At 48.3% G+C, this 25049-nt stretch carries 16 protein-coding genes; 10 read left to right on the top strand and 6 right to left on the bottom strand.

Features of this window, described 5'->3' with window-relative positions:
- Window positions 1–102: 102 nt before the first annotated feature.
- From L0Y31_RS20545 to rny, 5 genes are all read left to right on the top strand, one after another.
- On the top strand, window positions 103–726 hold the full coding sequence (locus L0Y31_RS20545; protein WP_234734960.1) for a DUF1684 domain-containing protein: 624 nt from the start codon (window positions 103–105) through the stop codon (window positions 724–726).
- A 140-nt stretch (window positions 727–866) separates the two neighbouring features.
- On the top strand, window positions 867–3296 hold the full coding sequence (gene pheT / locus L0Y31_RS20540; protein WP_234734959.1) for a phenylalanine--tRNA ligase subunit beta: 2430 nt from the start codon (window positions 867–869) through the stop codon (window positions 3294–3296).
- A gap of 146 nt (window positions 3297–3442) precedes the next feature.
- Window positions 3443–3790 (top strand): hypothetical protein, encoded by a 348-nt coding sequence (locus L0Y31_RS20535; protein WP_234734958.1) that lies wholly within the window; start codon window positions 3443–3445, stop codon window positions 3788–3790.
- A 109-nt stretch (window positions 3791–3899) separates the two neighbouring features.
- Window positions 3900–4190, top strand: coding sequence for a cell division protein ZapA (locus tag L0Y31_RS20530; RefSeq protein ID WP_234734957.1), 291 nt, complete (start codon window positions 3900–3902; stop codon window positions 4188–4190).
- A 130-nt stretch (window positions 4191–4320) separates the two neighbouring features.
- Window positions 4321–5889 carry a ribonuclease Y gene (rny, locus tag L0Y31_RS20525; protein ID WP_234734956.1) on the top strand — a complete coding sequence of 523 codons (1569 nt, stop codon included), beginning with the start codon at window positions 4321–4323 and terminating at the stop codon, window positions 5887–5889.
- A 72-nt stretch (window positions 5890–5961) separates the two neighbouring features.
- Here rny and L0Y31_RS20520 read toward each other — a convergent pair whose 3' ends face one another.
- The 6 genes from L0Y31_RS20520 to fucP form a co-directional block, all read right to left on the bottom strand.
- The gene (locus L0Y31_RS20520) at window positions 5962–7884 is read right to left on the bottom strand and encodes a tetratricopeptide repeat protein (RefSeq protein ID WP_234734955.1); all 1923 of its coding nucleotides are present in this window, start codon (window positions 7882–7884) and stop codon (window positions 5962–5964) included.
- A 300-nt stretch (window positions 7885–8184) separates the two neighbouring features.
- A complete protein-coding gene (gene lysM / locus L0Y31_RS20515) occupies window positions 8185–8655 on the bottom strand; it encodes a peptidoglycan-binding protein LysM (RefSeq protein WP_234734954.1) in 471 nt (156 codons plus the stop codon).
- A 395-nt stretch (window positions 8656–9050) separates the two neighbouring features.
- On the bottom strand, window positions 9051–9386 hold the full coding sequence (locus L0Y31_RS20510) for a winged helix-turn-helix transcriptional regulator (protein ID WP_234734953.1): 336 nt from the start codon (window positions 9384–9386) through the stop codon (window positions 9051–9053).
- Window positions 9387–9652: 266 nt separating this feature from the next.
- On the bottom strand, window positions 9653–11923 hold the full coding sequence (locus tag L0Y31_RS20505) for a S41 family peptidase (protein ID WP_234734952.1): 2271 nt from the start codon (window positions 11921–11923) through the stop codon (window positions 9653–9655).
- Between the two features lie 113 nt (window positions 11924–12036).
- Window positions 12037–14178, bottom strand: coding sequence for a methylmalonyl-CoA mutase (gene scpA, locus L0Y31_RS20500; RefSeq protein ID WP_234734951.1), 2142 nt, complete (start codon window positions 14176–14178; stop codon window positions 12037–12039).
- A 176-nt stretch (window positions 14179–14354) separates the two neighbouring features.
- The gene (fucP, locus tag L0Y31_RS20495) at window positions 14355–15608 is read right to left on the bottom strand and encodes an L-fucose:H+ symporter permease (RefSeq protein ID WP_234734950.1); all 1254 of its coding nucleotides are present in this window, start codon (window positions 15606–15608) and stop codon (window positions 14355–14357) included.
- A 285-nt stretch (window positions 15609–15893) separates the two neighbouring features.
- Between fucP and L0Y31_RS20490 the strand changes: the two genes are divergently transcribed.
- The 5 genes from L0Y31_RS20490 (at window position 15894) to L0Y31_RS20470 (ending at window position 24944) form a co-directional block, all read left to right on the top strand.
- The gene (locus L0Y31_RS20490; protein ID WP_234734949.1) at window positions 15894–16565 is read left to right on the top strand and encodes an RNA polymerase sigma-70 factor; all 672 of its coding nucleotides are present in this window, start codon (window positions 15894–15896) and stop codon (window positions 16563–16565) included.
- Between the two features lie 55 nt (window positions 16566–16620).
- On the top strand, window positions 16621–17637 hold the full coding sequence (locus L0Y31_RS20485; RefSeq protein WP_234734948.1) for a FecR family protein: 1017 nt from the start codon (window positions 16621–16623) through the stop codon (window positions 17635–17637).
- Window positions 17638–17723: 86 nt separating this feature from the next.
- Entirely contained in the window at window positions 17724–21128 is a 3405-nt protein-coding gene (locus L0Y31_RS20480) for a SusC/RagA family TonB-linked outer membrane protein (RefSeq protein WP_234734947.1), read from the top strand.
- Window positions 21129–21167: 39 nt separating this feature from the next.
- Window positions 21168–22832 carry a RagB/SusD family nutrient uptake outer membrane protein gene (locus L0Y31_RS20475; RefSeq protein WP_234734946.1) on the top strand — a complete coding sequence of 555 codons (1665 nt, stop codon included), beginning with the start codon at window positions 21168–21170 and terminating at the stop codon, window positions 22830–22832.
- A gap of 90 nt (window positions 22833–22922) precedes the next feature.
- A complete protein-coding gene (locus L0Y31_RS20470) occupies window positions 22923–24944 on the top strand; it encodes an FAD-dependent oxidoreductase (RefSeq protein WP_234734945.1) in 2022 nt (673 codons plus the stop codon).
- The last annotated feature ends 105 nt before the right edge of the window (window positions 24945–25049 follow it).

Raw genomic sequence — 25049 nt, 5'->3', positions numbered from 1 at the left:
GCCCAAGGTCAACGCTACGGATAATGTAGTTAACTTGCAGGCGAAAAAAACAGTTAATCAGGTTTATTTTCCTAGTAATAATTTGTCAATCAATGCTCTGCTATGTTTCGAAAGTCGTCAATCATCGTATTACTACTCATTGTTGGGGGGCTTCTTTATTTTTTTGTTATCCAGCCGAAAGGCACTGCCGACTCAGGTGTTGATCCCCAAAAATATAAACAGGAGCTAACCCAGCAGCGCGTCGAAAAAGATGAATTTTATCGTACCAGTGCCGAATCCCCAATTATTGACAAAGCCAAATTTACAGGGTTGACTTATTTTGAGGGAGATCCGGCGTACCGGGTCACGGCAAGGCTGGAGCTTTTCGCCGATAAAACGCAAAAAATGGTTGTCACGCTGACCGATGGCAGTGAAGAAGTATACGAAAAATACGCCCATGCGGTTTTTAGCCTGCAAGGCGAAATCTGTCGGTTGCTGCTGCTGAAGCACGATAATACGCTGTCGATTCTCTTCAAAGATGAAACGAGCGGAAAAGAAACCTACGGCGGGGGCCGCTACGTAGACATTCCGGTCGATAAGGTGGAAGGCAACAGCCTGGTTATTGATTTTAACACGGCTTATAACCCCTATTGTGTCTTCAATCATGAATACGCCTGCCCGTTGCCACCCGCCGAGAATAAACTGCCGATTGCGGTACGAGCCGGAGAAAAATACGTTGAACGTTGATTTTAGCAGTAAAAGCAGAATTTATTCGCTTCATATTGTGGCATAGTTCGTTCATTAATCAGCAGAATCCCAGTTCAAGAATTATCTTTGCACCCTAATTCATTAAGCCGCCCGCTGGCGGTTATTACTTTGCCTATTTTATGGAAATCTCGTATAAATGGTTGCAAGACCTGATTGATCTGCCAGAATCGCCCGAAGAAGTGGGCAAAATTCTGACAGGTACAGGCCTTGAAGTAGAAGGAATCGAACCAATTGAAGCGATTCCGGGCGGCCTGCAAGGAGTTGTCATTGGGGAAGTCCTAACGTGTGAAAAGCATCCCGAAGCCGATAAATTAAGCCTGACTACCGTCGATGTTGGACAGCCAGCGCCCCTAAACATTGTCTGCGGTGCTTCAAACGTAGCCGCTGGTCAGAAAGTGATTGTTGCCCTGGTAGGTGCTACCCTGCGTCCAACGGGGGGCGAGCCATTTACGATTAAGAAAGCAAAAATCCGGGGGGCAGCCTCCGAAGGCATGATTTGCGCTGAAGACGAGATCGGGGTAGGAACTTCGCATGCCGGGATTCTGGTGCTGGACACAGACCTGCCAAATGGAACGCCAGCGGCTAACTACTTTGGTCTGGAAGATGACTACGGAATCGAAATAGGACTAACACCCAACCGGGCGGATGCGGCCTCGCACATCGGCGTCGCGCGGGATTTAAAAGCCGTTTTAGGCCGGGAAATTCGTTGGCCGTCGGTAGACGCATTCAAGGTTGACAATCAGGATTTTTCGTTGTCGGTAACGGTAGAAAATGCCGAAGCTTGTCCCCGTTACGCGGGTCTGACCATGACTGGTTTGACCGTGAAAGAGTCGCCGGACTGGTTGAAGAAACGCCTGCAAGCCATTGGCCTTAGCCCAATCAACAACGTAGTGGATGTCACGAATTACGTCCTGCATGAACTGGGCCAGCCTCTTCATGCATTCGATGGGGACGCCATTGCGGGCCGCCAGGTGATTGTCAAAACGGTTGCCGAAGGAACGCCTTTTTTTACTCTGGATGGGGTGGAGCGCAAGCTGGCGGCTACGGACCTAATGATCTGTAATGCCGAAGAGCCTATGTGTATTGGCGGCGTATTTGGTGGGCAAAATTCGGGTGTTTCTGAAAAAACGACTCGTCTGTTTCTGGAGTCGGCTTATTTCTCACCGGCCTGGATTCGGAAAACGTCCCAGCGTCATGGATTGAAAACAGATGCGTCTTTCCGGTTTGAACGGGGAACGGATCCGAACATGCCCCTTTACGCTTTGAAGCGGGCTGCCCTGTTGATTCAGGAAGTGGCCGGTGGACAGGTTAGCTCGGATATTGTAGATCTCTATCCAACGCCCATTTCCGATCGCACGGTAGCCGTTCGTTACCGCAACATTGATTGGCTGATTGGTATTCAGATTGACCGCGCGGAAATTCAGCGTATTCTGGAAAGCCTGGATGTTCAACTGACCGATCGTACAGAAGAAGGCTTCTCAGCCCAGATCCCGCCCTACCGCGTAGATGTAGAGCGGGAGGTGGATATTATTGAGGAGATCTTACGCATTTACGGTCTTGACAATGTGCCGCTGTCTGATTCCTTGAAAACGGATTTCTTGTCGGAATTTCCCGAAACCGATCCGGATCAGTTGCAGGCACGAGCCAGCCAGGTGTTGGCCGCGAATGGTTTTTACGAGACAATTACCAACTCTCTGACACGCCCCGCGCTGCACGACGCCATTCGTCCGGCCTTGGCAGGTCAGGACGTAACCATCCTGAATCCCTTAAGCGAGGAATTGTCGGTTATGCGGCAAACGTTGCTGTTTTCGGGCCTGGAAACGTTGGCTTATAACCTGAACCGGCGGCAGAAAGACCTGAAAATTTTCGAATTTGGGAAGATTTATTCCCGCGCAGAGGAAAAATACGTTGAGAAGAAGCGCCTGGGCTTGTGGCTGGTAGGAAATGAGCAAAGCGAAACCTGGCTCGAGAAAGGACGCCCGGTTCAGTTCCACGATCTGGCCATGGCGGTTCAGAAAATACTGGCATCGTTGCGAATTAAAGTAACCGATTCGGAACCGGTTGAGGATCGCCCGGAAGTGAGCGCCTTGTTTCAATATGGGTTGACCTACCGGGTTAACAAAAAACCGGTGGTAACGTTAGGTTTGGTAAAGCGTAATCTGACCAAGTTAGCCGATTTGAAGCTTCCGGTTTTCTATGCCGATTTTGATTGGCAGTATATCCTGAAACTTTACAGCAGCAAAGTTGTATTTGAGGAAGTTCCGCGCTTCCCGGAAGTACGCCGGGATTTGTCGCTGGTGCTGGACAAAAGTGTCACCTACGACAAAATCAGCCGGCTGGCGTACCAAACTGAGCGGAAGCTGTTGCGTGATATTAATGTGTTTGATGTCTACGAAGGAGAAAACTTAGGGAATGGTAAAAAGTCATACTCAGTGAGTTTTACTCTCCAGGACCAGGGTCAAACACTCAACGACACAGTTATTGATAAAACAATGCAGCGTTTGATTGCTACTTTTGAGCGTGATTTAGGCGCCATCATTCGTAAATAAGTGATCGTGTTAAGGAGTAAGGGCGACGAATGAGAGGCCTAACAGCTCAATTTTTTCAGTAGTATACACTACATAATTGACACAGAATGACTAATTTATGCATCTGTAAGGAAATGATTTCTGGTTTATCCTAACGCAATGGGTTTATGGCTAATAACCTTCCTTTACTCTCTCAGTTGGATTTTTTCGAGAGCAAAATCGCCCGCTTGGTGGTAGAGGTACAGGTTGCCCGTGCGCGTGTTCTGGAACTAGAGCAGGAAAATGCAGTTTTATCTGAGAAAAATTCTGAACATTTGCAGCTCATAAAACAGTTGCAGAAGAAAGCAGAAAAAGAGGCGACTGTGTCTCCTTCTTTTTCTAAGTCAACAAATTTTGTTAAGATTGTAAATAACAATCGTAACGACACAGAGACGATTGCCGAATTGAAGCAAAAATTGACGGTATATATTGACGAACTGGATCGGTGTATTACGTATCTGGGAAATTTGTCATAACGCGCAGTTACACCAATAGATCAGCTATTTTGGCTTTTTTAATGCTGTAAATATGTTGACATACCGAACCGTCGGAATATCCGATTGGTCACTATCATGAGCCGTACAAATGGAAGACGTGCTGTCCATAAAAGTCCGGATTGCCGGGCGTGACTATCCGGCCAAAGTATCGGCCGAGGAGGAAAGTTATTTGCGGGAAGCTGGCCGTTTAATAAACGAGCGAATGCGGCTGTATCGTGAAAGAGGCTTCCGGGAAGATCAGGATATTCTGACTATGGTTGCTATTGATAGTATTGTAGCCCAATTAAAAGGGGATGAGTATAAAGACCAGTTACAAACCATGGTCACCGAGCGTATTTCGCGTTTGGATAAACTTGTAACTTCTGTTATAACTCCCTGAATGAAAGGCTAATGCCATAACAGAGTGCATAGCCAGAAACAAGGGTACATGCGGGCCGCAGTATCGTGCTTCATGTTCGGCATATTAGTCGTCTGTGATAACTATATGTTTCACACAAACAGATACTAAGATGCAGATCAACTATTGGATGATTATTTTGTCCGATGTAATTGCTGTTGGGGTTGGCATCTTTATCGGCTGGAAGCTCCTGATCCGGACATTCAGCAGACGAGAAGAAGATGCTAGGTCTAGGGCGGCTGACATAATAAAAAATGCGGAACAAACGGCCGAAAACATTAAAAAAGACCGGATTCTGGAGGCAAAGGAGAAATACCTGAGGCTAAAGGGTGAATTTGAGGAAGAAGTAAACAAAAAGAAAAACATCCTCATCACGAACGAATCGAAGCTGAAACAACGGGAACAGCAGCTTCAGCAGATGGGCGATCAGCAGAAACGGAAAGAACAGGAACTCGACCAACTCAAAAACCAACTCGCTCAGCAACAGGAAGCCATTACTAAACGGCGGGAAGAAGCGGAGCGTATGCGCCAGCAGCAGGTAGAAGCCCTCGAAAAAATTGCTAACCTGACCGCCGAGCAGGCACGCGATCAACTCATCGATGCACTAAAGGCTGAAGCCGATTCAAGAGCGTCTTCGTACGTGAAAAGCATCGTTGAAGAAGCCAAGCTGACCGCGACGAAAGAAGCCAAAAAAGTGGTAATTGAAACCATTCAGCGGACGGCTACTGAACACGCTATCGAAAACTGCGTGTCGGTGTTTAACATCGAATCCGACGATATTAAAGGGAAAGTTATCGGCCGGGAAGGCCGCAACATCCGGGCGCTGGAAGCCGCTACCGGCGTTGAGATCATCGTCGATGATACGCCCGAAGCCATCATTATTTCAGGTTTTGATCCGGTTCGTCGCGAAATTGCGCGTCTATCACTGCACCGTCTCGTTCAGGATGGCCGTATTCACCCAGCCCGAATTGAGGAAGTTGTTGCCAAAACCCGCAAAAATATTGAAGATGAGATTGTCGAAATCGGTGAACGAACTGTCATTGATTTAGGCATTCACGGCCTTCATCCTGAACTGATTAAGATGATTGGCCGGATGCGTTTCCGGTCTTCCTACGGCCAGAACCTACTCCAGCACTCCCGGGAAGTGGCTAAGCTTTGCGCCACAATGGCTGCCGAGCTAGGATTAAATGCGAAGCTGGCTAAACGCGCCGGATTGTTGCACGATATTGGTAAAGTCTGGCACGAAGAGGCTGAGCTTCCCCACGCCATTCTGGGGATGGAAATGGCGAAAAAGTACAAAGAGCATCCGGAAGTGTGTAACGCCATCGGTGCTCACCACGACGAGATCGAGATGACGAGCATGATTTCGCCGCTTGTGCAGGTTTGTGATGCCATTTCTGGTTCACGTCCCGGAGCGCGGCGTGAGATGATGGAATCGTATATCAAACGTTTGAAAGAACTGGAAGAATTGGCTTTGAATTTCCCCGGTGTGACGAAGTGTTATGCCATTCAGGCGGGCCGTGAACTACGGGTTATGGTGGATGCCGAGAACGTAACGGACGAAAAAGCCAATACGCTTTCATTCGATATTTCTCAAAAAATTGAGAAAGAAATGCAGTACCCCGGACAAATTAAAGTAACGGTGATTCGCGAAATGCGCGCGGTAGCTTATGCGAAATAAGCACTAACGCAGTAAATTATGCTATCAAAAAAGGGCCTGAAAAGGCCCTTTTTTGATGAATCAGGTGTACGACTAGAATTTAGGCAATTGCACTGTTGGTATAGGTGTCGGCGAATTGGCCATAATTTGATTTACTCCTTCATATTGTAAGCTATCGGGCAAAATCTGTACATCAAGTTTGAGCTGATTTTTAAGCGCTAGATAGTTATTCATGCCATCCTGATAAGCCGGATTAACGCGGGTAGACATAAAGAAATAGTGCGAGGCCAGATGATAACGACGTCGATCCTGGTAGATAACCCCTAAATTATTGTAAGCAGGCGCGTAGGCCGATGAAGCCCGGATCGTTTGTTTATAGAAGTAAATCGCCGAGTCGATATTAGGAATTAGTCGCTGGTACGAATAAGCCATCGAAAAATAAGCTTCACCGAAGCCGGGGTAAATCTCGGTCGAGCGGCGTAGGTGCCCAATAGCCAGATCAAAGTATTTACGCTTTAGTTTCGGGTCTTTTTCGCTCTGGCATTTATTGATCCACTCGTTGGCCACGTGTCGGTGAACCTGGCAACTGTTATCCGCGTATTTCAGGCCGCTATTAAACAAAGTAAAATTGTCTTTCCAGTCTTCATTCCGGGAAATAGTTCGAAAGCTAAACAGAGCCGTAACGGCAATGCATAGACCAATCATAACGCCATAGCGCTTTAAAACGGGCGTTTCTTCCGCAAAGTTCATGCGCTTTTCCAGGAGTAAATCCAGTGCGGCCAGCGCGGCAAGCACGAACCCCAACACGGGTGAATACAGAAAGCGTTCGGCCAAAATACCGCCCCGAGAAAAAACAAAACCCAGTCCAGGGGCCATCGTAATAAACATCCAGGCTAGCCCGAAGCCCCATATGCTTCGTTTCCAGAAACCTTTCCAGGCTAACCAAACCAATCCGGCAAAAGAAAGCAAACCAAACCAGGTTACCCCATCGTTCCAGCGGCCAGACGGAATGACGTTGTAGGAGTAGTCATAAGACAGATTAAAGGGAACAAGAAGTAACTGGAGGTAATGCGCAAAAAATTTGAACGTAGTCAGGAATTTCGTTTGCTCAATGGCGTATGGGTAGTTGGCCCAATCGACAGGCGGATTGCCACTCAGCGTGCCGATCATGAGTTTTTTCTGCCAGAAGAACAAAGCGGTTACCAGGATGTAAGGCCAGATATTCAGCAAAGAGATCCAGAAATTTTTGCGGGCAAAGGTGTATTGCATGATCACAATCAAGCCCAGACCAACCAGGGAGGATTCCTTAGACAAGTAGGTCAGGTACATCCAGAAGGCAGAAAAAATAACCCAGCCGATTTGTTTGGTTTCCAGGTACTTCCAGTAGGTCAGGAGCACAAATGTCATAAACAGGAAACTAAGCATTTCGTCGCGGCTTTTTATGTTAGCCACCACTTCCGTATGAATAGGGTGGGCCACAAATAACAAGGCGATGAGCGTTGTAAACACCGTGCGGCCAGGTAACCATTTCTGCAAAAGGATAATCAGTGAAAACCCCGTCAACGCATAAATAACGGCGTTGATGATGTGGCTAATGTGCGGGTCTGCGTTAAAATACTCTTTTTCAAGTGCAAAGGAAATCAGGGCTAGGGGCCGGTAGTAGCCGAGCGAAATATTGCTGAAGTGCCAGAATTCGGTTCGAAGCAGATCGGGAATGCCTTCAATTCCTTTTTGAACAAACAGATTCTGAGTGATCGCCGCAATATCGTCTAGCGCAAGCCCATTCTGAAACGTATTGATATACAACGCGAAAGCTACGGCAGCCACCAACGTTCCCCATAAGGGTTGGATGGGGCGCGGATCGAGTGGCTCCGGCGGGGCCACGGGAGCTTGGCGTTTTAGCGTTTCAGAGGGTGAGGAAATTGGATTTACCGTCCGGCTTTTCGGCGCTGTGCCATTCGGCGTAGCACGGACAATCGGTTTATTGACCGATGGTTTGGGTGTTTTTTTAGCCATAATAACTCGTCTGGCGACTTTTTTCTAACAATTTTTACAAGCTTATAGAGGGGTAGGCTTTCCAGGAGAAAGTCCTTCCGTAAAATTGCTAAGATTACGCTAAAAATCCATGCGTAGTAATTACCAGATTGCAAACCTTTTCGGTGATTTACGGCCTATTCAAAGCAGAAAGAATGAGTTCGCGTTTGAAAATTACTTTTGATTTGTGCCAGGCGGCATCGAGAAAGTGAAAGCACAAAAAAAGGTTGTTTTGCAGAGGCCATACGCTGCAAAACAACCCTCCTACTAAAAACAATTGTCTTACAACTGCGGAATACGCAGGATTTGACCCGGATAAATCAGGTCAGGATCTTTCAACATTGGTTTGTTGGCTTCGAAAATAATACCGTATTTCATGGGGTCGCCATAAACTTGCTTGGCAATGGCCGATAGGGTATCACCAGATTTAACTTCGTGGTAGCGGGCTTCTGGCTCAGGCGCATCAACTTGCAGGTTGTTATCTACTTCATGAACGCCTTCTACGTTCCCAACGGCTAACGCAATTTTCTCCGCATCTTCCTGTTTGGCTACTTGTCCTTCCAGGGTCACTTTATCGCCTTGGGTTTTCACCGTCAGTTTTTTAAATGGCAAACCCAGTGACTGAATGTGTTTTAACAAAGCACTTGCTTTTAGTGGCTCTACCTCGGCAGCTTTGGCGGGTTCAGTTGGAGTCTGGTGCTCTGCACCGAAAACTTTCTCCCCTACGCCTTTAAAGAAACTTAACAGTCCCATTGTATGATTTTGGTTGGTTAATGTGAAACATGAAACGAATAGAGGCCTAAAAAAGATAAATCAGATAAGCAATCCAACTGTTTAAACTATTTAATATTTCTGCTCTTAAAAAACTCTTATTTTAAGAGTAAATATCTAGTTTACAGTCTGTTATTTAAAGTAACAACTCGTGCTTATTAAACGATACTAGTAACGTAAATTACCTGGGTGGTAGGCCTGAAACTAATTAAAGAATTGAGTTCGGGAAGGCAAGAAAGCGGAGAGCATTCGGAAAGGAAGAAAACGTAGCAACGGACTAGAAAGCTAACTTAGGCTAATGGGTTGGTCAATAGCTTTTTAACGAATTCTAACGTCGAAAGTCAGTAACTTGCTGTCACTGACTTTCGACGTTAGAATTAAATAATTTTTGGGCCTATTTGGATAAGCAAGTCAATAACGGGTAAAATTCTACGTCCTTTCTCGGTTATTGTATATTCAACACGGGGTGGAATTTCACTGAATGACTTTTTTGTAAGTATTCCTACTTCTACCAAATTTTTTAGCTCCTGCACGAGAACTTTCTCACTGATATCTGGGATAAGGCGCTTGATTTCGCCATAACGCAGTGTATCTCTTCTAAGCAAATTTATAACGGCCAGGCGCCATTTGCCACAGATTAAATCAACAGATTTTTTGATAATCTGTTGATTAGCAATAGCTTCAAGATTAGTACTGTTCTGCTTTTCTATCATTCGGGGTTTACTTACTATTTGGTAGGTAATTGGCTGATTAGTAGGTTGTTATGATTAGGGAATGACAAAAATAAAACTTTGTATGAAAAGTCATAACAAGAACCTTAAAGATTCCAGAACAATTACCTTGAACAGAAATTATTATTAGATTTTAATTAAAAGATGAATGATAGATGTGTGCAAATAAAATCCCCTTTTTTAATGCCGAATAATGAGAAAATCAGACCGTGCGTAAACAGAAATTTATAGGGTAAACGTAAAATGAGTTACTTTGCTTTATGCTGGGCCGTTTCTTTTGGCTGATTAAGTAAATCAAGTGCTTTTTCAAGTAACTCATCGCGCCCTTCCTGAATGCCCTTGATCGTTGGCTTTACCTCTACATCAGGCACAATGCCAATGCGCTGTGTTTCACGTCCATCGGGATAATAAACGCCAATACCACTAAACATCGTATACAATCCGCCAGGTAATTGAAAACCGGATACGTTCCCATCTGCACCAGCCGTTTGACTGCCTATAACGGTAACGTTTGGAGCCGCCCTGAACGCCATCGTCGTGTATTCTGCCTGACTTTGGGTTAATTCATTAATCAGGATCACCACCTTTCGGTCAAAATTCGGTACGCCCCGGGAGCCTACTTTTAACTCAGGACCCCACGTAAACAAACCTGGATTAGCCACGTCACCCGCTGTGAACTTAACAAAAGGCGTTGGACTCGTGTGAAAAAAGCTCCCCAAAGTAAAAACGATAAATTCAGACGGATAACAGCGTAAATCGACTACTATTCCTTTTACGTTTTTAAAGGCATTTCGGATTTTTGGAACTTGAGTATTTTTAATTTTTCCGGGAAAAACATAGCCAATCGAATCGCTAAGTATCCGATAACTGCTGTCTTGTGGGTAACTGGAATAATCGCTGGCATTGTTTAGGGCAATGCTTCCCATTTTTGCCCGCTTTAATTCGACAGTCAACGGCTGTCCATTTCGTGTGCCTTCTATTTGTACAGTTGGGTTGTTGCCACGCAGCAAACTACGGGCAATATCACGCAGCTGGGTAGGACGGTTGGATGCAGGGTAAAACGGAAAAAGTTCGTCTAGCAGCGCTGGAACTGGCTTGCCGTCAATTTTTGCAATAACATCGCCGCGTTGCAGGCCCGATATACGGCCCAATGAATCGTTGTAGTAACCCGTCACCACGGCCTTCCCCTCGGCAAATTTCACCTGAACAGGCGACACGTAGGCTCCCCGCCAGCGCTCCAAAGCGTCATTCTTACCCCAGATGTTGGCGTGTGTATCGTGGATACGGCCTATAAGTTGCAGATTGGCCAAGGTGTATTCCTGTACATTGCCAGCAGTCGAAAATTTAGGAATAAACTCAGTTAAGACGGCATTCCAATCTTCTTTTATCAAATGCCGGTACGGGAAGAAATACGTAATCAAGTTCCAGTATCGGTAAAGGCTGAGCAAGCGAAAACCAGCATCTGGGTAGGTCATTTTGGCGTAACTCTCCTCGTTTTTGATCACCGGATTGCCAATATTTTTGTCCATGCTGATGTAATAATTCGCACCTTGGTTGCGGGCTTTGTAAACCGAGCTGAGCCGTTGAGCCAGCGCATCCGACACCACTTTCCGGTCGGCAATCCAGCGTAAATCCGGTTTCAGGAATGCCTTTTTTACCGATGCCGTGTCGAGCCTCTTACCCGACGGCAAAGGTCCTAATTGATCAATCCATTGCGACAAAGTAGTGCTTCGTTCATTGACAGAGCGGGCGTTCAGAACTTTAGGCAGCACGCGGAACAACTCAAAGTCCCAGTTGTAATTGCCGTCGGCCACGGCCGGATGGTGGTATTTCAGAAACCCCCAAATGTGTCCCAAAGCGGTTAAATTGTCAATCTGCTGCGCGGTTAGCGTGGAAAAAGAAAGGCCCGAGCCATTGCGAAAGGTAGTATCCAGTTGCGCTTTCGTTAACTTTTCGATTTTAGGTTTTGTCTTACTTAAGTCTTCGCCATCAATCATCAGCGTTAAATCATCAATCCACATCGTTCCGTTAGCCGCCAGAATTCCACCAAACACAATTTTTTTGGCTTCATCGGGAAGTTTTAGTTTGATGCTGTATTGTTTCCAGTCGGTGCTGCCGGTGATGCCTCGCTTTTCCATGTTGTCGAATTCCAGTGCCCGATCGTCGCCATCAATGCGCAGCCACAAGCCTGCCCAGCCATCAGTAACATTCTCGGTTTTAACGTAGCCCTTCAACTCAATTTCTTTACCCGCGTATTTAGCCGGAACCAGAAAAGTAGGTGCCGAGAAGTGGCCTTTCTGCATTTTGGCAGGCGATTGAACCCGGTAAGCGTATTTGCCTCCGTGTTTGACGGTGGAGTCGAGCGTCGTGGAAAAGCCATCGGAACCAGACTTATGCCAGTCGGCAGGTTTGCCGGTTTGAGAGTCGAGGCGTTCAAAATTTAAGTTTAGTGCTTCCTGGCCGTGCGTGGCTATGGAAATGCAAATGGCACTCAACAATAGAGAGACGATTCTTTTCATAAGTGAAAGGATTGGGTATGAGGAAATTACTTTTGACTTTATTGACTAGATCAGACGAAAAAAGCGGTTGCCAAGCTAGCGTTTGGAGGAAAAGGGAAGCGCAAAAAAGGGGATCAATCTAAATTTACCTTGGCCAGTTCGGGCATTAGCTCTCTCAATATTTTCTGAGCGGCTACGGAAATAATGGTTCCCGGACCAAAAATGCCTTTTACGCCAGCCTTATACAAAAAATCATAATCCTGCGCCGGAATAACCCCTCCGGCAATGACCATAATGTCGCTTCGGCCCAGTTTTTCAAGCTCCGCAATCAACTGGGGAACCAGCGTTTTATGCCCCGCCGCCAGGCTTGAAACTCCGACCAAGTGCACGTCATTTTCTGCGGCCTGTCGGGCCACTTCTTCCGGCGTTTGGAAAAGCGGTCCCATGTCGACGTCAAAACCCAGATCGGCAAAACTAGTAGCGATAATTTTTGCCCCGCGATCATGGCCGTCCTGTCCCATTTTGGCAACCAGAATACGGGGTTGGCGGCCCTCCAGATCAGCAAAGCGGTCGGTGAGTTTGCGAGCCAGCCGGAAGTTTTCATCATCGGATACTTCCGCCGAATAAATGCCTGACACAGCGCGGATGGTTGCCTTATGGCGGCCAAAAGCTTTTTCCATAGCGTATGAAATTTCACCCAACGTGGCTCGGTGGCGGGCGGCTTCAACCGCCAGGGCCAATAAATTTTCGGCGGGTATTGCGCAGTCAGCAGTTGGCTGTTGTGCTAACTGCGTGATGGCCTGCAAGGCTTCTTCGACTTTGGCAGCATCGCGGCTGGCTTTGACTTCAGTTAGGCGCTTGATCTGCGTCTCGCGAACAGCTTGGTTATCAACCTCCAACAGCTCCAGAACCTGCTCCGAATCGGGACGGTATTTATTGATGCCAACAATAATGTCTTTCCCAGAATCGATACGGGCTTGCTTGCGGGCGGCGGCTTCTTCAATCCGTAGTTTGGGAAGACCCGTTTCGATGGCTTTGGTCATTCCGCCCAGCCGTTCCACTTCGTCAATTAAATCCCAGGCTTTATGAATAAGCTCGTTGGTCAGCGCCTCAACGTAGTAGGAGCCTCCCCAGGGGTCAACCACCCGGGTAACGTCCGTTTCGTGTTGCAGGTACAGCTGGGTATTTCGGGCAATACGCGCCGAAAAATCGGTGGGTAGCGCAATAGCTTCATCCAGCGAATTGGTGTGCAGCGACTGGGTGTGTCCCAGTACGGCGGCCAGCGCTTCAATGCAGGTACGGGCTACATTATTGAAGGGGTCTTGTTCGGTAAGGCTATAGCCACTGGTTTGGCAATGCGTTCGTAAAGCCAGTGATTTTACATTTTTTGGGGTAAACTGTTTCACCAACGTTGCCCAGAGTACGCGAGCCGCCCGCATCTTGGCAATTTCCATAAAATGATTCATGCCAATGCCCCAGAAAAAAGAAAGACGCGGCGCAAAATCATCAATACTCATACCCGCTTTCAGACCCGTACGGATGTACTCCAGACCATCAGCCAGCGTATAAGCCAGTTCAAGGTGAGCCGGTGCACCGGCTTCGTGCATGTGGTAACCGCTGATGCTGATGGAATTGAATCGAGGCATGTGACGGCTGGTATAGGCAAAAATGTCGCCAATAAGCCGCATGGAAGGCTCAGGTGGGTAGATGTAGGTATTCCGCACCATGAACTCTTTCAAAATATCGTTTTGAATGGTTCCGGATAACTTTTCGGGCGAGACTCCCTGTTCTTGCGCCGCTACAATGTAGAATGCCATAATGGGAATGACCGCGCCATTCATGGTCATTGACACCGACATCTGGTCGAGCGGAATCTGATCGAACAGAATTTTCATGTCCTCCACCGTATCGATGGCTACTCCCGCCTTGCCAACGTCGCCTACTACGCGAGGGTGGTCGGAATCGTAGCCACGGTGGGTGGCCAGATCAAAAGCAACCGAAAGCCCCTTCTGACCGGCAGCTAAATTGCGGCGGTAGAAGGCATTAGACGCCTCAGCCGTTGAAAAGCCCGCATACTGACGGATGGTCCACGGCTGGGTAACATACATGCTGCTGTAAGGTCCGCGCAGGAAAGGAGGGATGCCTGCCACATACTTCAGGTGCGTCGCATTGTCGATATCTTCCGCTTCATAATGCGTTTTTAGCCGGATGCCTTCGGCGGTAACAAAAGGGCGGCTGGCGGCAGCGGATGACTGCCCAGCCTCAGGCGAAGGCATTGGTTGAGTATCGAAGTTGGGACGCATTGCTGAATCGAATAAATGGTCCTATCAAAGTACGAATAAGTCCATAATTCGCAAAAAAGAAGTAAAGGCCATCGGGAAATGGCCCTTGGAGAAACTGAGTAGAAGGTCCGAAAATAGCCTTTGCAGCTTCCTTTTCGGACCTGTAGATTTTAATCGTGTACCTTGTAAAATTTGGCCCCGAACATAAAAATGACCACGTAGCAAATAATGGGCAGGTAATAGGCTGATGCTACGTCGTAGTCAGCAACAGCACCCATCGCAAAGGGGAAAAACGCACCCCCGCAGACACCCATCGAAATAAACGACGAAGCTTGTTGCGTCTTCGAGCCCAGATTTTTCAGACCAAGACTAAAGATGGTCGGGAACATAATGCTGAAGAAGAAATTCAGCATCAGCAGGGCGATGAACGAAGGCCATCCCCAGCTTTGCGCCACAATGAGGCACATAAGAATATTACCGGCCGCAAAAATGGCTAGTAGGGAATGAGGAGCGATGAAGCGCATCAGGAACGTACCGACGAAGCGTCCGGCCAGTAATAATCCCATGAAAATGATCATGTAATCTGCGGCGGTAGTGTCGGAGAAACCCATTTTTTCGTGGCCGTAGTTGATGAAGAAGGCCCAGGTGCCGCCCTGTGCCGCTACGTTGAAGAACTGAGCAATGACAGCCCAAACGAAATGGCGGTGCTGGAAGAGACTTTTCTGAGGTTCAGAATCGACATTGACAGCATCCGAATTGGCGGTGGAAACGTGCGGATCGGTTAGGGCCGGAACTTTAACCAGGGCGAATAACACGGCAATAGTGGCGATTACGCTACCAATGACAATATAGAGTGTTTTAACGGAGGTCAGGTCTGTTCCTCCCTCTACATGACCGCCAAGTAGAAAACGAGAGCCGACATACGGACCGATCATGGCTCCTAACGCGTTGAAAGCCTGAGCAAAGTTAATGCGCTGGTCGCTGGTGCGCTGGTCGCCCAACGAAGCCACAAAAGGGTGAGCAACGGTTTCAAGCGTGGAAAGTCCGCAACCTAAAATGAATAATGCCATTCCGAAATAAGGGAACGAAGCAGCGTTAGCGGCGGGCACAAACAGAAAAGCTCCGGTAGCAAAAAGGCCTAATCCAAGCAGTACGCCCATTTTGTAACCAAAACGTTTCATGAACAAACCGGCTGGAATCCCCATCACAAAATAGGCTCCGAAAATGGCAAATTGCACGAAAGCGGACTGCGTTTTAGTCAGGCTAAGTACGTCCTGAAAATGTTTGTTGAGTACATCACCCATTGTGATGGCAATGCCCCAGAACATAAATAAAGAAGTAACAAAGACCAGCGTAATAAGGTATTTTTTGTCGGTAAACGACGCTGGTTTTGCCGGATCAACGGCGGCTGTTGGTTGAGCCATTGTTAGGTAAGGTTTAGATAATTGGTTAAGTGAACAATTCAGTAATGCAGTTCTAGTAATGCCTGTCTGCTCTGTGGTGCATTTTTCTGATTTGAAACCGAAATATACTTCGTTTTTGCGGCACTTGCGTCGGTTGGAAAGCGGAAAACACGCGGCTAGCCGATAAATAACGCCTAACTGGGGAAGGAGAATTAAGGAACCACGAAAAAAAGTAAATAAAAACCAAAAACCGCTGGGGGATATTTTGTCCAAACTTGTCTTTAGATTGTTATACTGCAAATCTCCATGTCATCTGATCTATATCCTGACCGACAAGCGGACGAATCATACCTCTTCAAGCGCAACTACCAGGCCTCTTCGGAGACGGAACCCGTGGAGATTGACCGTGAGTTTTTTATCCGGCAAGCGTTTGAGCGGGATGCCCGTCAAGCTTGTGAGTTACTATTCCGATTGTATTATGCTCCTTTATGTAGCCATGCCGTGCGGTTTGTGCACAATCGGCAGGTGGCCGAAGACCTGGTAGCTGATGTATTTTATTCGCTGCTGGCACAGGAGCTTTACCGCCATATAACCACTTCTTTCCGGGCTTATCTGTTCCGGGCCGTTCGGAACCGGGCCTACAATTACATTCGCTGGGAACTGGGTCGACAGGAAGCTATTCCGGATGGAGTGGACCGCCCCGACACGGATACCGCCCAACCCGACCGGCTAATGCAACAGGATGAGCTTCAACTAGCTGTAGAAGAGGCTGTTCGACAACTGAGTCCGCAGCAGCAGCGCGTGTTTGTGTTGAGTCGTTTTGAAGGCAAAAAATACAAAGAAATCGCGGATGAGCTGAGTCTAACTCCCAAAACAGTCGAAAACCACTTGCTGCGGGCCCTGGCGGCTCTGCGGAATATGCTGGTGCAAAAACACATCCTGCTACTAGGAGCAATCACCACCTGGTTTTCTGAATAAAAATTGCGCTGGGGGATAGGCCCGCCAAGCTTGTCGTTACGATAAATGCACAGAAATGACGGTTAAGAAAGAATTAATTCACACCTACTTAGCAGGACTGGCTACACCAATTCAAAAGAAAATGATTGCGGAATGGCTAGAACAACCGGCTAACCAGGAGCTATACTTCCAATGGATTGAAGAATGGGAGCGCCAGACACCGCAATATGTACCCAATATGGAAGCGGCTACCGAACGCTTTCAGCAACGGCTGGATGCCATGAACTCGGGAAAGCCAACCGTCGAAAATACGCTTGTAAATGAGCCAATTGAGCCTCGTTCCTGGTTTCGCTTTCCCTGGACGTGGGCGGCCTCGGCCATTCTAATTATTGGTTTAGTTGGCTATCTGGCCTCTGATCTGATTCGCTATAAAACCTACGAAACAAATTATGGACAGACCTATACATTTAAGCTTTCGGATGGTTCCTCGGTAACCTTAAATGGCCATTCCGAATTGAAAGTCCCGCGCTTTGGCTTCGGAAAATCGACCCGAAATGTGACGCTGAACGGAGAGGCCGTATTTGACGTAAAGCATACCCAAACCAATCAGCGTTTTGTGGTGCAGACACCCAAAAAACTTGAAATTGAAGTTCTGGGAACGGAATTTTCGGTAACGGCTCGTCCGCAGGCGACGCAGGTTGCCCTGAACCGGGGAAAAGTGAAACTACACTACCAGGCTACCAACCAGCAGCGGCACCAACTGGTGATGAAACCCGGCGATTGGGTGACCTTGAGCCAGCAGGGAAACATGAAACGGGGTAGACACAAAGACCCGCAGGCATTTGCTGCCTGGCGCGACCAGCGTTTCGTATTCGACAATACGCCGCTACGGGAAGTAGTGGCCATGCTGAACGATACCTACGGCATGAAAGTCGAACTGTCTGATGACGAATTGGCCCTCCGCACCTTAACGGGCACCTTCCGGGCGCGAACGGCTGACGCCCTGCTTGAGGCGCTGGCCGAACTGCTGGAACTGCGCATCACCCACCCTGGTCGCTCCATCGTGCTTTCTTCCAAAACAACAACCAGTTAATACCAAGGCAGCGAGAGGCTGATTCGTCCGGATTTGGTCTGTTCTGCCTTACCAATTGATCTACCCTAGAACTTTTAACTCCATCTATGATGAAAAAACTGATACCCCTAACCTTGGTGACCGGTTTACTGCTCACGGGTTTTCCGCACTGCGCAGATGCCCAGATCTGGGCATCTGCGCAAGGGAAAAAGCGCCCCGCCAGCACCAAAAGCGCACAACCTACCGAAACGCATTCCCTGAAAAAAGTACTGCTGGACTTAAAAAATCACTACGGGGTTGACATCCTGTTTGAAGAAAAAGTGGTTGCCGACCGGCAAACTTCGGGCGCTGTCAACCTGAAAGGAAAACTGGAAACGAACCTGATTCAGCTATTGAAGCCACACGGTTTGCGCTTCAAAAAACTCCATTCGGAAGCTTATTTAATTGTTGTCAATAAAGCGAATGATAAAACAACTACCCAGTTATCCAACCCTAAAAATAGCCTGAATTTTGATGCGATAGCTGAGCCAATGGCTGTCGCTCCCGCCATTGTCGAAAGTGCGCAGGCCATCGTAACCGCTGATGTAACGGTTAGCGGAACCGTAATTGATGAGTCCGGGGCCGGGCTGCCGGGGGTAAGTGTCGTTCTGAAAGGCACAACGCGGGGAACAACCACGGATAATAAAGGGGCCTATCAGTTAAATGTGCCCGATAAGAGCGCCGTTCTGGTATTCAGTTTCGTGGGGTATTTATCCCAGGAAGTAACCGTCGGAAATCAGGCAGCGATTGACATCAAACTGCAAGCCGACACAAAATCGCTGTCGGAGGTAGTCGTGGTTGGTTTTGGTACGCAGAAAAAAGTGAACCTCACGGGAGCCGTATCATCCGTATCAAGCGAAGAAATTAGCCGGAGACCCGTAGGGCAGACTTCGTCGGCCTTGCAGGGGCTGATGCCGGGCGTGACCGTAACGCAGCGTTCGGGGCGTCCGGGTGGTGACGGTGGTACGATCCGGATTCGAGGCATTGGAACACTTGGCGGTAGTAGTGCAGATCCATTGGTACTGATTGACAATATCGAAGGATCGATGAACAGCATTGACCCAAACCTGATCGAATCCGTATCAATTCTAAAAGATGCGGCTTCGGCTTCTATCTATGGTTCCCGAGCAGCCAATGGGGTTATTCTGATCACTACTAAACGGGCGAAGGGCAACCGTATTTCGGTCAATTACAACAATTACATCGGCTGGCAAACGCCTACCAATTTGCCAAAAATGACCAATGCCATCGACCACATGCTGCTGACCAACGAAGCCTATGTGAACGTCGGGCGGGCACCACTTTATGGCGATGATCTAATTCAGAAATACCGGACGGAAGGCCCTGGCAACCGGGATTTATACCCGGATACGGACTGGCAGAAAGAAGTACTAACTGGCTCCGGTTTGCAGCAAAGTCACTTTTTCAGCATCAACGGGGGCAGCGATAAAATCCGCTTTCTAACATCGGCAGGTTATCTGGATCAAAAAGGAATTATTGAAAACTCCAGCTTTCGGCGGTATACCCTGCGGAATAATACGGATATTCAGTTTTCGAAGAAATTCAGTGCGCGGGCTGACTTACAATTAGTTGCGGCAACTACCTTGGAGCCAGGTCGTGGTTCCGAAGATGTGTTTCACTGGATGAACCGAATTCCAGCCAATCAGGTTGGCATTAATTCAAACGGAACCTGGGGTGATGGCTGGAACGGGGATAATCCAATTGCTATGTCAAGGGAGGGGGGGACTCGGAGAAGAAATGATCCGTATGTTCTCTTAAATGCGGCTCTGGTTTATAAACCCGCCGAATGGCTAACAGCGGAGGTTGCTTATGCACCGAAATACGCCCTGGGGATTGAAAAAAACTTTAATAAATCCGTACAAACGTATAAACCGGACGGCGCACTAAGCTTTCTGGCTCCGGCCCGGACTAGCTTGAATGAGGTCACCAATCGGTCGCTATACACCACGTTGCGAAGTACGGTTACGTTCGATAAAACGTATGGCGATCATGGGGTGAAAGTCTTGGGCGGTTTCTCCCGCGAGGACTTCCGAAATGACAACGTAACGGCTTACCGGGAAGGCTTCCTACTTCCTGCTTATGATGTATTGAATGCCGGAAATTCGGATATTCAGCGGTCTTCGGGTGGAGCGTCTGAATGGGCCTTACAGTCGTTTTTTGGTCGGGTGAACTACGATTACAAACAGAAGTATTTGTTTGAGGCCAACGCCCGCTACGACGGATCTTCCCGATTTGCCAAAGGAAATAAATACGGCTTTTTCCCTTCTGTATCGGGAGGATGGCGTATTTCGCAGGAATCCTTCATGTTGCCCATCAATAATGTGGTGAATGAATTGAAGCTGCGCGCTTCGTGGGGGCGTTTAGGAAATCAGAATATTCCGGGTGGTAACTATCCGTTCATGTCGTCTCTGCAATTTGGTCCCTATACGCTGGGTAAACAGATTGTTAACGTGGTAGCGCTGAATACGTTGGCTAATGCAGACATATCGTGGGAAGCCACCGAAATGACCAATATTGGATTGGATGCTACCTTATTTTCCAAGCTGTCGATTACGGCCGATTATTATACCAAAAAGACACGGGATATTTTGTTGCAGCTGGATGTGCCTGCCATCATCGGATTAGGAGCGCCTTTTCAAAATGCGGGAATTGTTGACAATAAAGGCTGGGAACTTGGGGTAAACTATCGCGGCAATGTGCGCGATTTCCGCTACGATGTTGGCTTCAACATTTCGGACGTAATAAACCGGGTAGTTGATTTGCGGGGTGTAAACGGAGTCTCCTTGCAGGCAAATCGGGAGGGGTATCCCATTGGTTCGCTTTTTGGTCTAGAGGCGGAAGGCTTCTTCCAGACGGCGGACGAGGTTGCTGCGCACGCTCAGCAATTTGGAACCGTTAAGCCCGGCGATATTAAATACAAAGACCAGAACGGCGATGGCCTCATCAACGGCGATGATAACGTCGTGTTTGGTAGCACCGTTCCCCGCTTCACCTACGGCAGCACCCTGAATGCCTACTACAAAGGTTTCAGCCTGAATATTGTCCTGCAAGGGGTTGGCAAAGCCGACGGCTACCTGAATGAGCAGGGAATTATGCCCTTCTTCCTGGGCGGTACCGTTCAGGAGCAGCACAAAGACCACTGGACACCCGAAAATCCGAATGCTACATTTCCCCGTCTGGCGTTCAGCGAATCGAACAACGAGAGGGGCTCTAGTTTCTGGATGCGCAACGCGGCTTACCTACGGCTAAAGAATATCCAGTTTGGCTATCAACTGCCAAGTGCTTTGACCCAACGCGCGGGAATCAACAGTGTGCGCGTATTTGCCAATGGGCAGAATATCTGGACATTAGATAAGTTCTGGGATGGCTACGATGTGGAGTCGCCAGTAGGAACGGGTCGTAGTTATCCGCAGGTTAAAATGTTCAGCTTTGGTTTGGATGTCAGCTTCTAAACATACCCTCCGTTCACCTTTTCAATTGATTTCAGAAGCATGAAAAAGATAAAATACTTAGTTCTGGCTGTTGGCTTGATGTTCAGCACGACCTCCTGCGAAGATTACCTGGAGCGTTATCCGCTGGAAGGCCCCGCCGACCAGTCTTATTTTACCAACGCCAGCGAACTGGAACTGGCCGTCAACGGCTGTTACAAAGGCATGAACTTCCACGTCAGCGATGGAATGCCGCTGCCGCTTTTGCTGGACAACTGCACCGACATTAGCTGGGACCGCAACAATAGCGCCTGGCAGCAAATCGGAAAGGGTGCGCACGATAGCAACAATGGCTTTACGCGTTCGGTCTGGAATGAATCGTACAAAATTATCGGTCGTTGTAACTTCATTCTGGATAACATGAACAAGCTGGAAGGCAAAATGGACGCTACGCTATATGCGCGCTACCAGGCCGAAGCGCGTTTTGTGCGGGCATTTATGTACCACTACCTGATCGAGTTGTTTGGCGGTGTTCCACTGGTGACCAAGACGATCGGTATTGCCGAGTCGCAGATTCCGAAAAGCACAAAAGAAGAATGCGCCACGTTCATTATGAATGAGTTGGACGAAGCCGCCAAGAATTTACCCAACAGCTACGATGCTAAAAACAACGGGCGGGCGGTGAAGGCGGCCGCGCTGGCAACTAAAGCCCGCACGGCGCTGTTCAACGCGAAGTGGGATGTGGCGGCGAAGGCAGCCAAGGATGTCATGGACTTGAATACCCATAAACTGCACGCTAACTTTGGGGAATTGTTTTCGTACAGAGGCCAGACATCGAGCGAAATCATTTTTGCGCTGCAATACCTGAAAGGAACGCTGACGCACGGTACGCCGCAGAACTTCCTGTCGCGGAATGCTCAGGGCGCTTCCAACAAAGTGCCGGGTCAGGCATTGGTGGATTCCTACGAGTGTACAGACGGCTTATCCATCGATAAATCACCGCTTTATAATTCAAGAGATCCGTTTAAAAACCGCGATCCGCGTCTGGATCTTTCACTGGCTGTGCCGGGTTCGAATTACTTTAATTTCAAGTTCGAAACCCATAAGGACAGCGTCAAAACGATCAACTATACAACGGGTGCCCGCATTGACAACCAGGATGCTATCCATGCGTTTGCTACCTACACGGGATACTGCTGGCGGAAATACACCGACTTGACGGACAAGGACGACCGCAGTAACTCTGAACTGAACGTGATTCTGCTTCGCTATGCTGAGGTACTGCTAACGTACGCTGAGGCCAAGATTGAAGCCAATCAAATTGACCAGTCGGTATACGATGCCATCAACGCGGTGCGCCAGCGCCCAACGGTGAATATGCCCGCTATCAAGGCGGGTAAAACCCAGGCTGAACTGCGCTCCATCGTTCGGAAGGAACGGAAATATGAGCTGGCTAACGAAGGCGTTCGGTTGATAGACATTCGCCGCTGGAAAATTGCCGAAAAAGTAATGAGTGGCAACTTCCTCGGTCGCATTCCGAAAGGACTACTGGCCGCCGCTCCGGCCATCGACGAAAATGGAACCCCAGATTACAGTAAAGTGCCAAACCGGGCCGATATGCGCGTTGTGGAACTACGCATTTTCAATCCAAACCGGGATTATTTGTGGCCAATTCCATACATCGAGACTGTAACAAACAAAGCTTTAGTCCAAAATACAGGCTATTAATGGGTGTTCTCCCTTGTTGATTTTTTTGTAACGACACTAGCTCCTCTCAAATGCAGGAGCTAGTATCCTAACTCCCTAAATCTTTTTTCCATGACTAAAACGATTTCCTGTAAAGCGGCTATCGGGCTTATCTGTTTCGTAGCCTTTCTATTTCCGGCGGCGGCGCAATCAGTCAGCGAGGTAGATATTTGTGTTTACGGTGGTACTTCAGGCGGGGTAATTGCCGCTTATACCGCCAAAAAACAAGGCAAGACGGTTCTATTAATTGAACCCGGCAAGCATTTGGGCGGCATGACTACGGGCGGTCTGGGCTTGACAGATATTGGCAATAAATACGCCATTACCGGACTAGCGCGCGATTATTACCGGCGCATCGGCCAGCATTACGGCAAATTTGAACAGTGGATTTTTGAGCCGCACGTGGCCGAAGATCTTTTCAAAGATTACGTTAAGCGGGGTAATGTTGATGTTTTGTTTACTCATCGTCTCAACAGCGTCCGTAAAAAAGGGGCTCAGATTCAGGAGATTGTGCTGGAACGATCTGACAAACCATCGGAGCGCAGAACCGTGCGGGCCAAGATGTTCATTGATTGCTCCTACGAAGGCGACCTGATGGCGAAAGCGGGCGTTTCGTACATCGTTGGACGCGAGGATAACAAACAATACAACGAAACCATCAGCGGGGTTCAATTGATGAAAGGGCACCAGTTGCCAGATGGCATTGACCCGTACAAAACACCCGGAAACCCAAATTCTGGGCTGGTTTGGGGCGTTAGCCCAGCCAAGCTGGACCCGGACGGCACAGGCGACCGCAAGGTACAGGCCTACAATTACCGCATTTGTTTGTCTTCCGATCCGGCCAACCAGGTAGCTATTACGCGCCCGGCGGGGTACGATTCCACGAAATTTGAACTGCTTGTCCGGCTAATCAACGCGCAGCCGCAGAAACGCTCGCTCAACGATTATTTTATCTGGAGCGGCATGCCCAACAAAAAGACGGACATCAACAACCGGAATGGCTTTTCAACCGATATGATCGGCATGAATTATGATTATCCGGACGCCAGTTATGAAAAGCGGGAGCAGATTATTCGGGATCACGAACTGTATACCAAGGGCTTGCTGTATTTCTTTGGCCATGATTCACGCGTGCCACAGGAGCTTCGGGAGCAAATGCTGAAGTGGGGCTACCCTAAGGATGAATACATGGATTCGGGAAACTGGTCGCCGCAGCTGTACATCCGGGAGGCCCGCCGCATGATCGGCAGCTACGTGATGACGCAGGCGAATTGCCAAGGCAAAGAAGTTGTAAAGGATGGCGTCGGAATGGCGGCCTATACGATGGATTCGCACAATTGCCAGCGGATTGTGGTCGAAAAAGATGGCAAGATGATGGCTAAAAACGAAGGCAACGTAGAAATCGGCGGCTTCGGTCCGTACCCGATTGCGTATCGTTCGCTAATACCAAAAGAAGCCGAATGTACCAACCTGCTGGTGCCGGTTTGTATGTCGGCAACGCACATTGCCTATGGTTCGATTCGGATGGAGCCTGTCTTTATGGTGCTGGGCCAGTCGTCCGCCCAGGCAGCCGTTATGGCCATTGATGCGAAAACCAGCGTGCAGAAGGTGGACATAGCCAAGCTGCAAAACACGTTGAAAGTCAATCCGCTGGCTGACGGAAGCATACCGGAAATTCTGGTAGACAATGATGATAAAGGAGCCGTAATGGTTTCTGGTGAATGGAAGGATAGCAAAAGCAAAGGCGGCTACGGCCCCTCTTTTCTAGTGAACGACGGACAAAGCAAAAGCCACGTCCGGTTTACGCCTACCATTCAAAAGGCCGGTAAGTATCAGGTATTTACTTACTTCCCGCGCGTTGAAAAGCCAACGTCTCAGTTAGGCATCACGGTTTCGGATGGCAAAACCAGCAAAGAGATCACGGTGAAGCCAAATGATGTGGTGGTTGTAGGCCAGACATCGGGTGAGTGGGTATCACTGGGCGAATATACCCTCGCACCGGGAAAGACAGGTTACGTCGAAATTGCTACAAAAGAAGCCGATGGTTCGGCGGTGGCGGATGCTGTTCTGTTCGTGCCTGTGTCGAGAAATTGATTGTCTGATCCAAAAGAATTTTCCGGGTAATCCCGGCTCTATTTTATGAAGTTATCACGCCGAGAATATTTAAAACTTTCCAGTCTGAGCGGGCTGGGTATATCG

The sequence above is a fragment of the Tellurirhabdus bombi genome (assembly GCF_021484805.1).
In the GTDB taxonomy this organism is placed as follows: domain Bacteria; phylum Bacteroidota; class Bacteroidia; order Cytophagales; family Spirosomataceae; genus Tellurirhabdus; species Tellurirhabdus bombi.
The sequence above is the reverse complement of the archived record's forward strand: the minus strand, read 5'-3'. Positions and strand labels throughout refer to the sequence as shown.

What these genes read in the sequence shown, in the direction of transcription:
- pheT (WP_234734959.1), top strand. Translation starts at nt 867, where the DNA reads ATGGAAATCTCGTATAAATGGTTGCAAGACCTGATTGATCTGCCAGAA.
- L0Y31_RS20520 (WP_234734955.1), bottom strand. Translation starts at nt 7,884, where the DNA reads ATGGCTAAAAAAACACCCAAACCATCGGTCAATAAACCGATTGTCCGT.
- L0Y31_RS20480 (WP_234734947.1), top strand. Translation starts at nt 17,724, where the DNA reads ATGATGAAAAAACTGATACCCCTAACCTTGGTGACCGGTTTACTGCTC.
- L0Y31_RS20510 (WP_234734953.1), bottom strand. Translation starts at nt 9,386, where the DNA reads ATGATAGAAAAGCAGAACAGTACTAATCTTGAAGCTATTGCTAATCAA.
- L0Y31_RS20485 (WP_234734948.1), top strand. Translation starts at nt 16,621, where the DNA reads ATGACGGTTAAGAAAGAATTAATTCACACCTACTTAGCAGGACTGGCT.
- L0Y31_RS20490 (WP_234734949.1), top strand. Translation starts at nt 15,894, where the DNA reads ATGTCATCTGATCTATATCCTGACCGACAAGCGGACGAATCATACCTC.
- rny (WP_234734956.1), top strand. Translation starts at nt 4,321, where the DNA reads ATGCAGATCAACTATTGGATGATTATTTTGTCCGATGTAATTGCTGTT.
- L0Y31_RS20475 (WP_234734946.1), top strand. Translation starts at nt 21,168, where the DNA reads ATGAAAAAGATAAAATACTTAGTTCTGGCTGTTGGCTTGATGTTCAGC.
- L0Y31_RS20545 (WP_234734960.1), top strand. Translation starts at nt 103, where the DNA reads ATGTTTCGAAAGTCGTCAATCATCGTATTACTACTCATTGTTGGGGGG.
- scpA (WP_234734951.1), bottom strand. Translation starts at nt 14,178, where the DNA reads ATGCCTTCGCCTGAGGCTGGGCAGTCATCCGCTGCCGCCAGCCGCCCT.
- fucP (WP_234734950.1), bottom strand. Translation starts at nt 15,608, where the DNA reads ATGGCTCAACCAACAGCCGCCGTTGATCCGGCAAAACCAGCGTCGTTT.
- lysM (WP_234734954.1), bottom strand. Translation starts at nt 8,655, where the DNA reads ATGGGACTGTTAAGTTTCTTTAAAGGCGTAGGGGAGAAAGTTTTCGGT.
- L0Y31_RS20530 (WP_234734957.1), top strand. Translation starts at nt 3,900, where the DNA reads ATGGAAGACGTGCTGTCCATAAAAGTCCGGATTGCCGGGCGTGACTAT.
- L0Y31_RS20505 (WP_234734952.1), bottom strand. Translation starts at nt 11,923, where the DNA reads ATGAAAAGAATCGTCTCTCTATTGTTGAGTGCCATTTGCATTTCCATA.
- L0Y31_RS20535 (WP_234734958.1), top strand. Translation starts at nt 3,443, where the DNA reads ATGGCTAATAACCTTCCTTTACTCTCTCAGTTGGATTTTTTCGAGAGC.
- L0Y31_RS20470 (WP_234734945.1), top strand. Translation starts at nt 22,923, where the DNA reads ATGACTAAAACGATTTCCTGTAAAGCGGCTATCGGGCTTATCTGTTTC.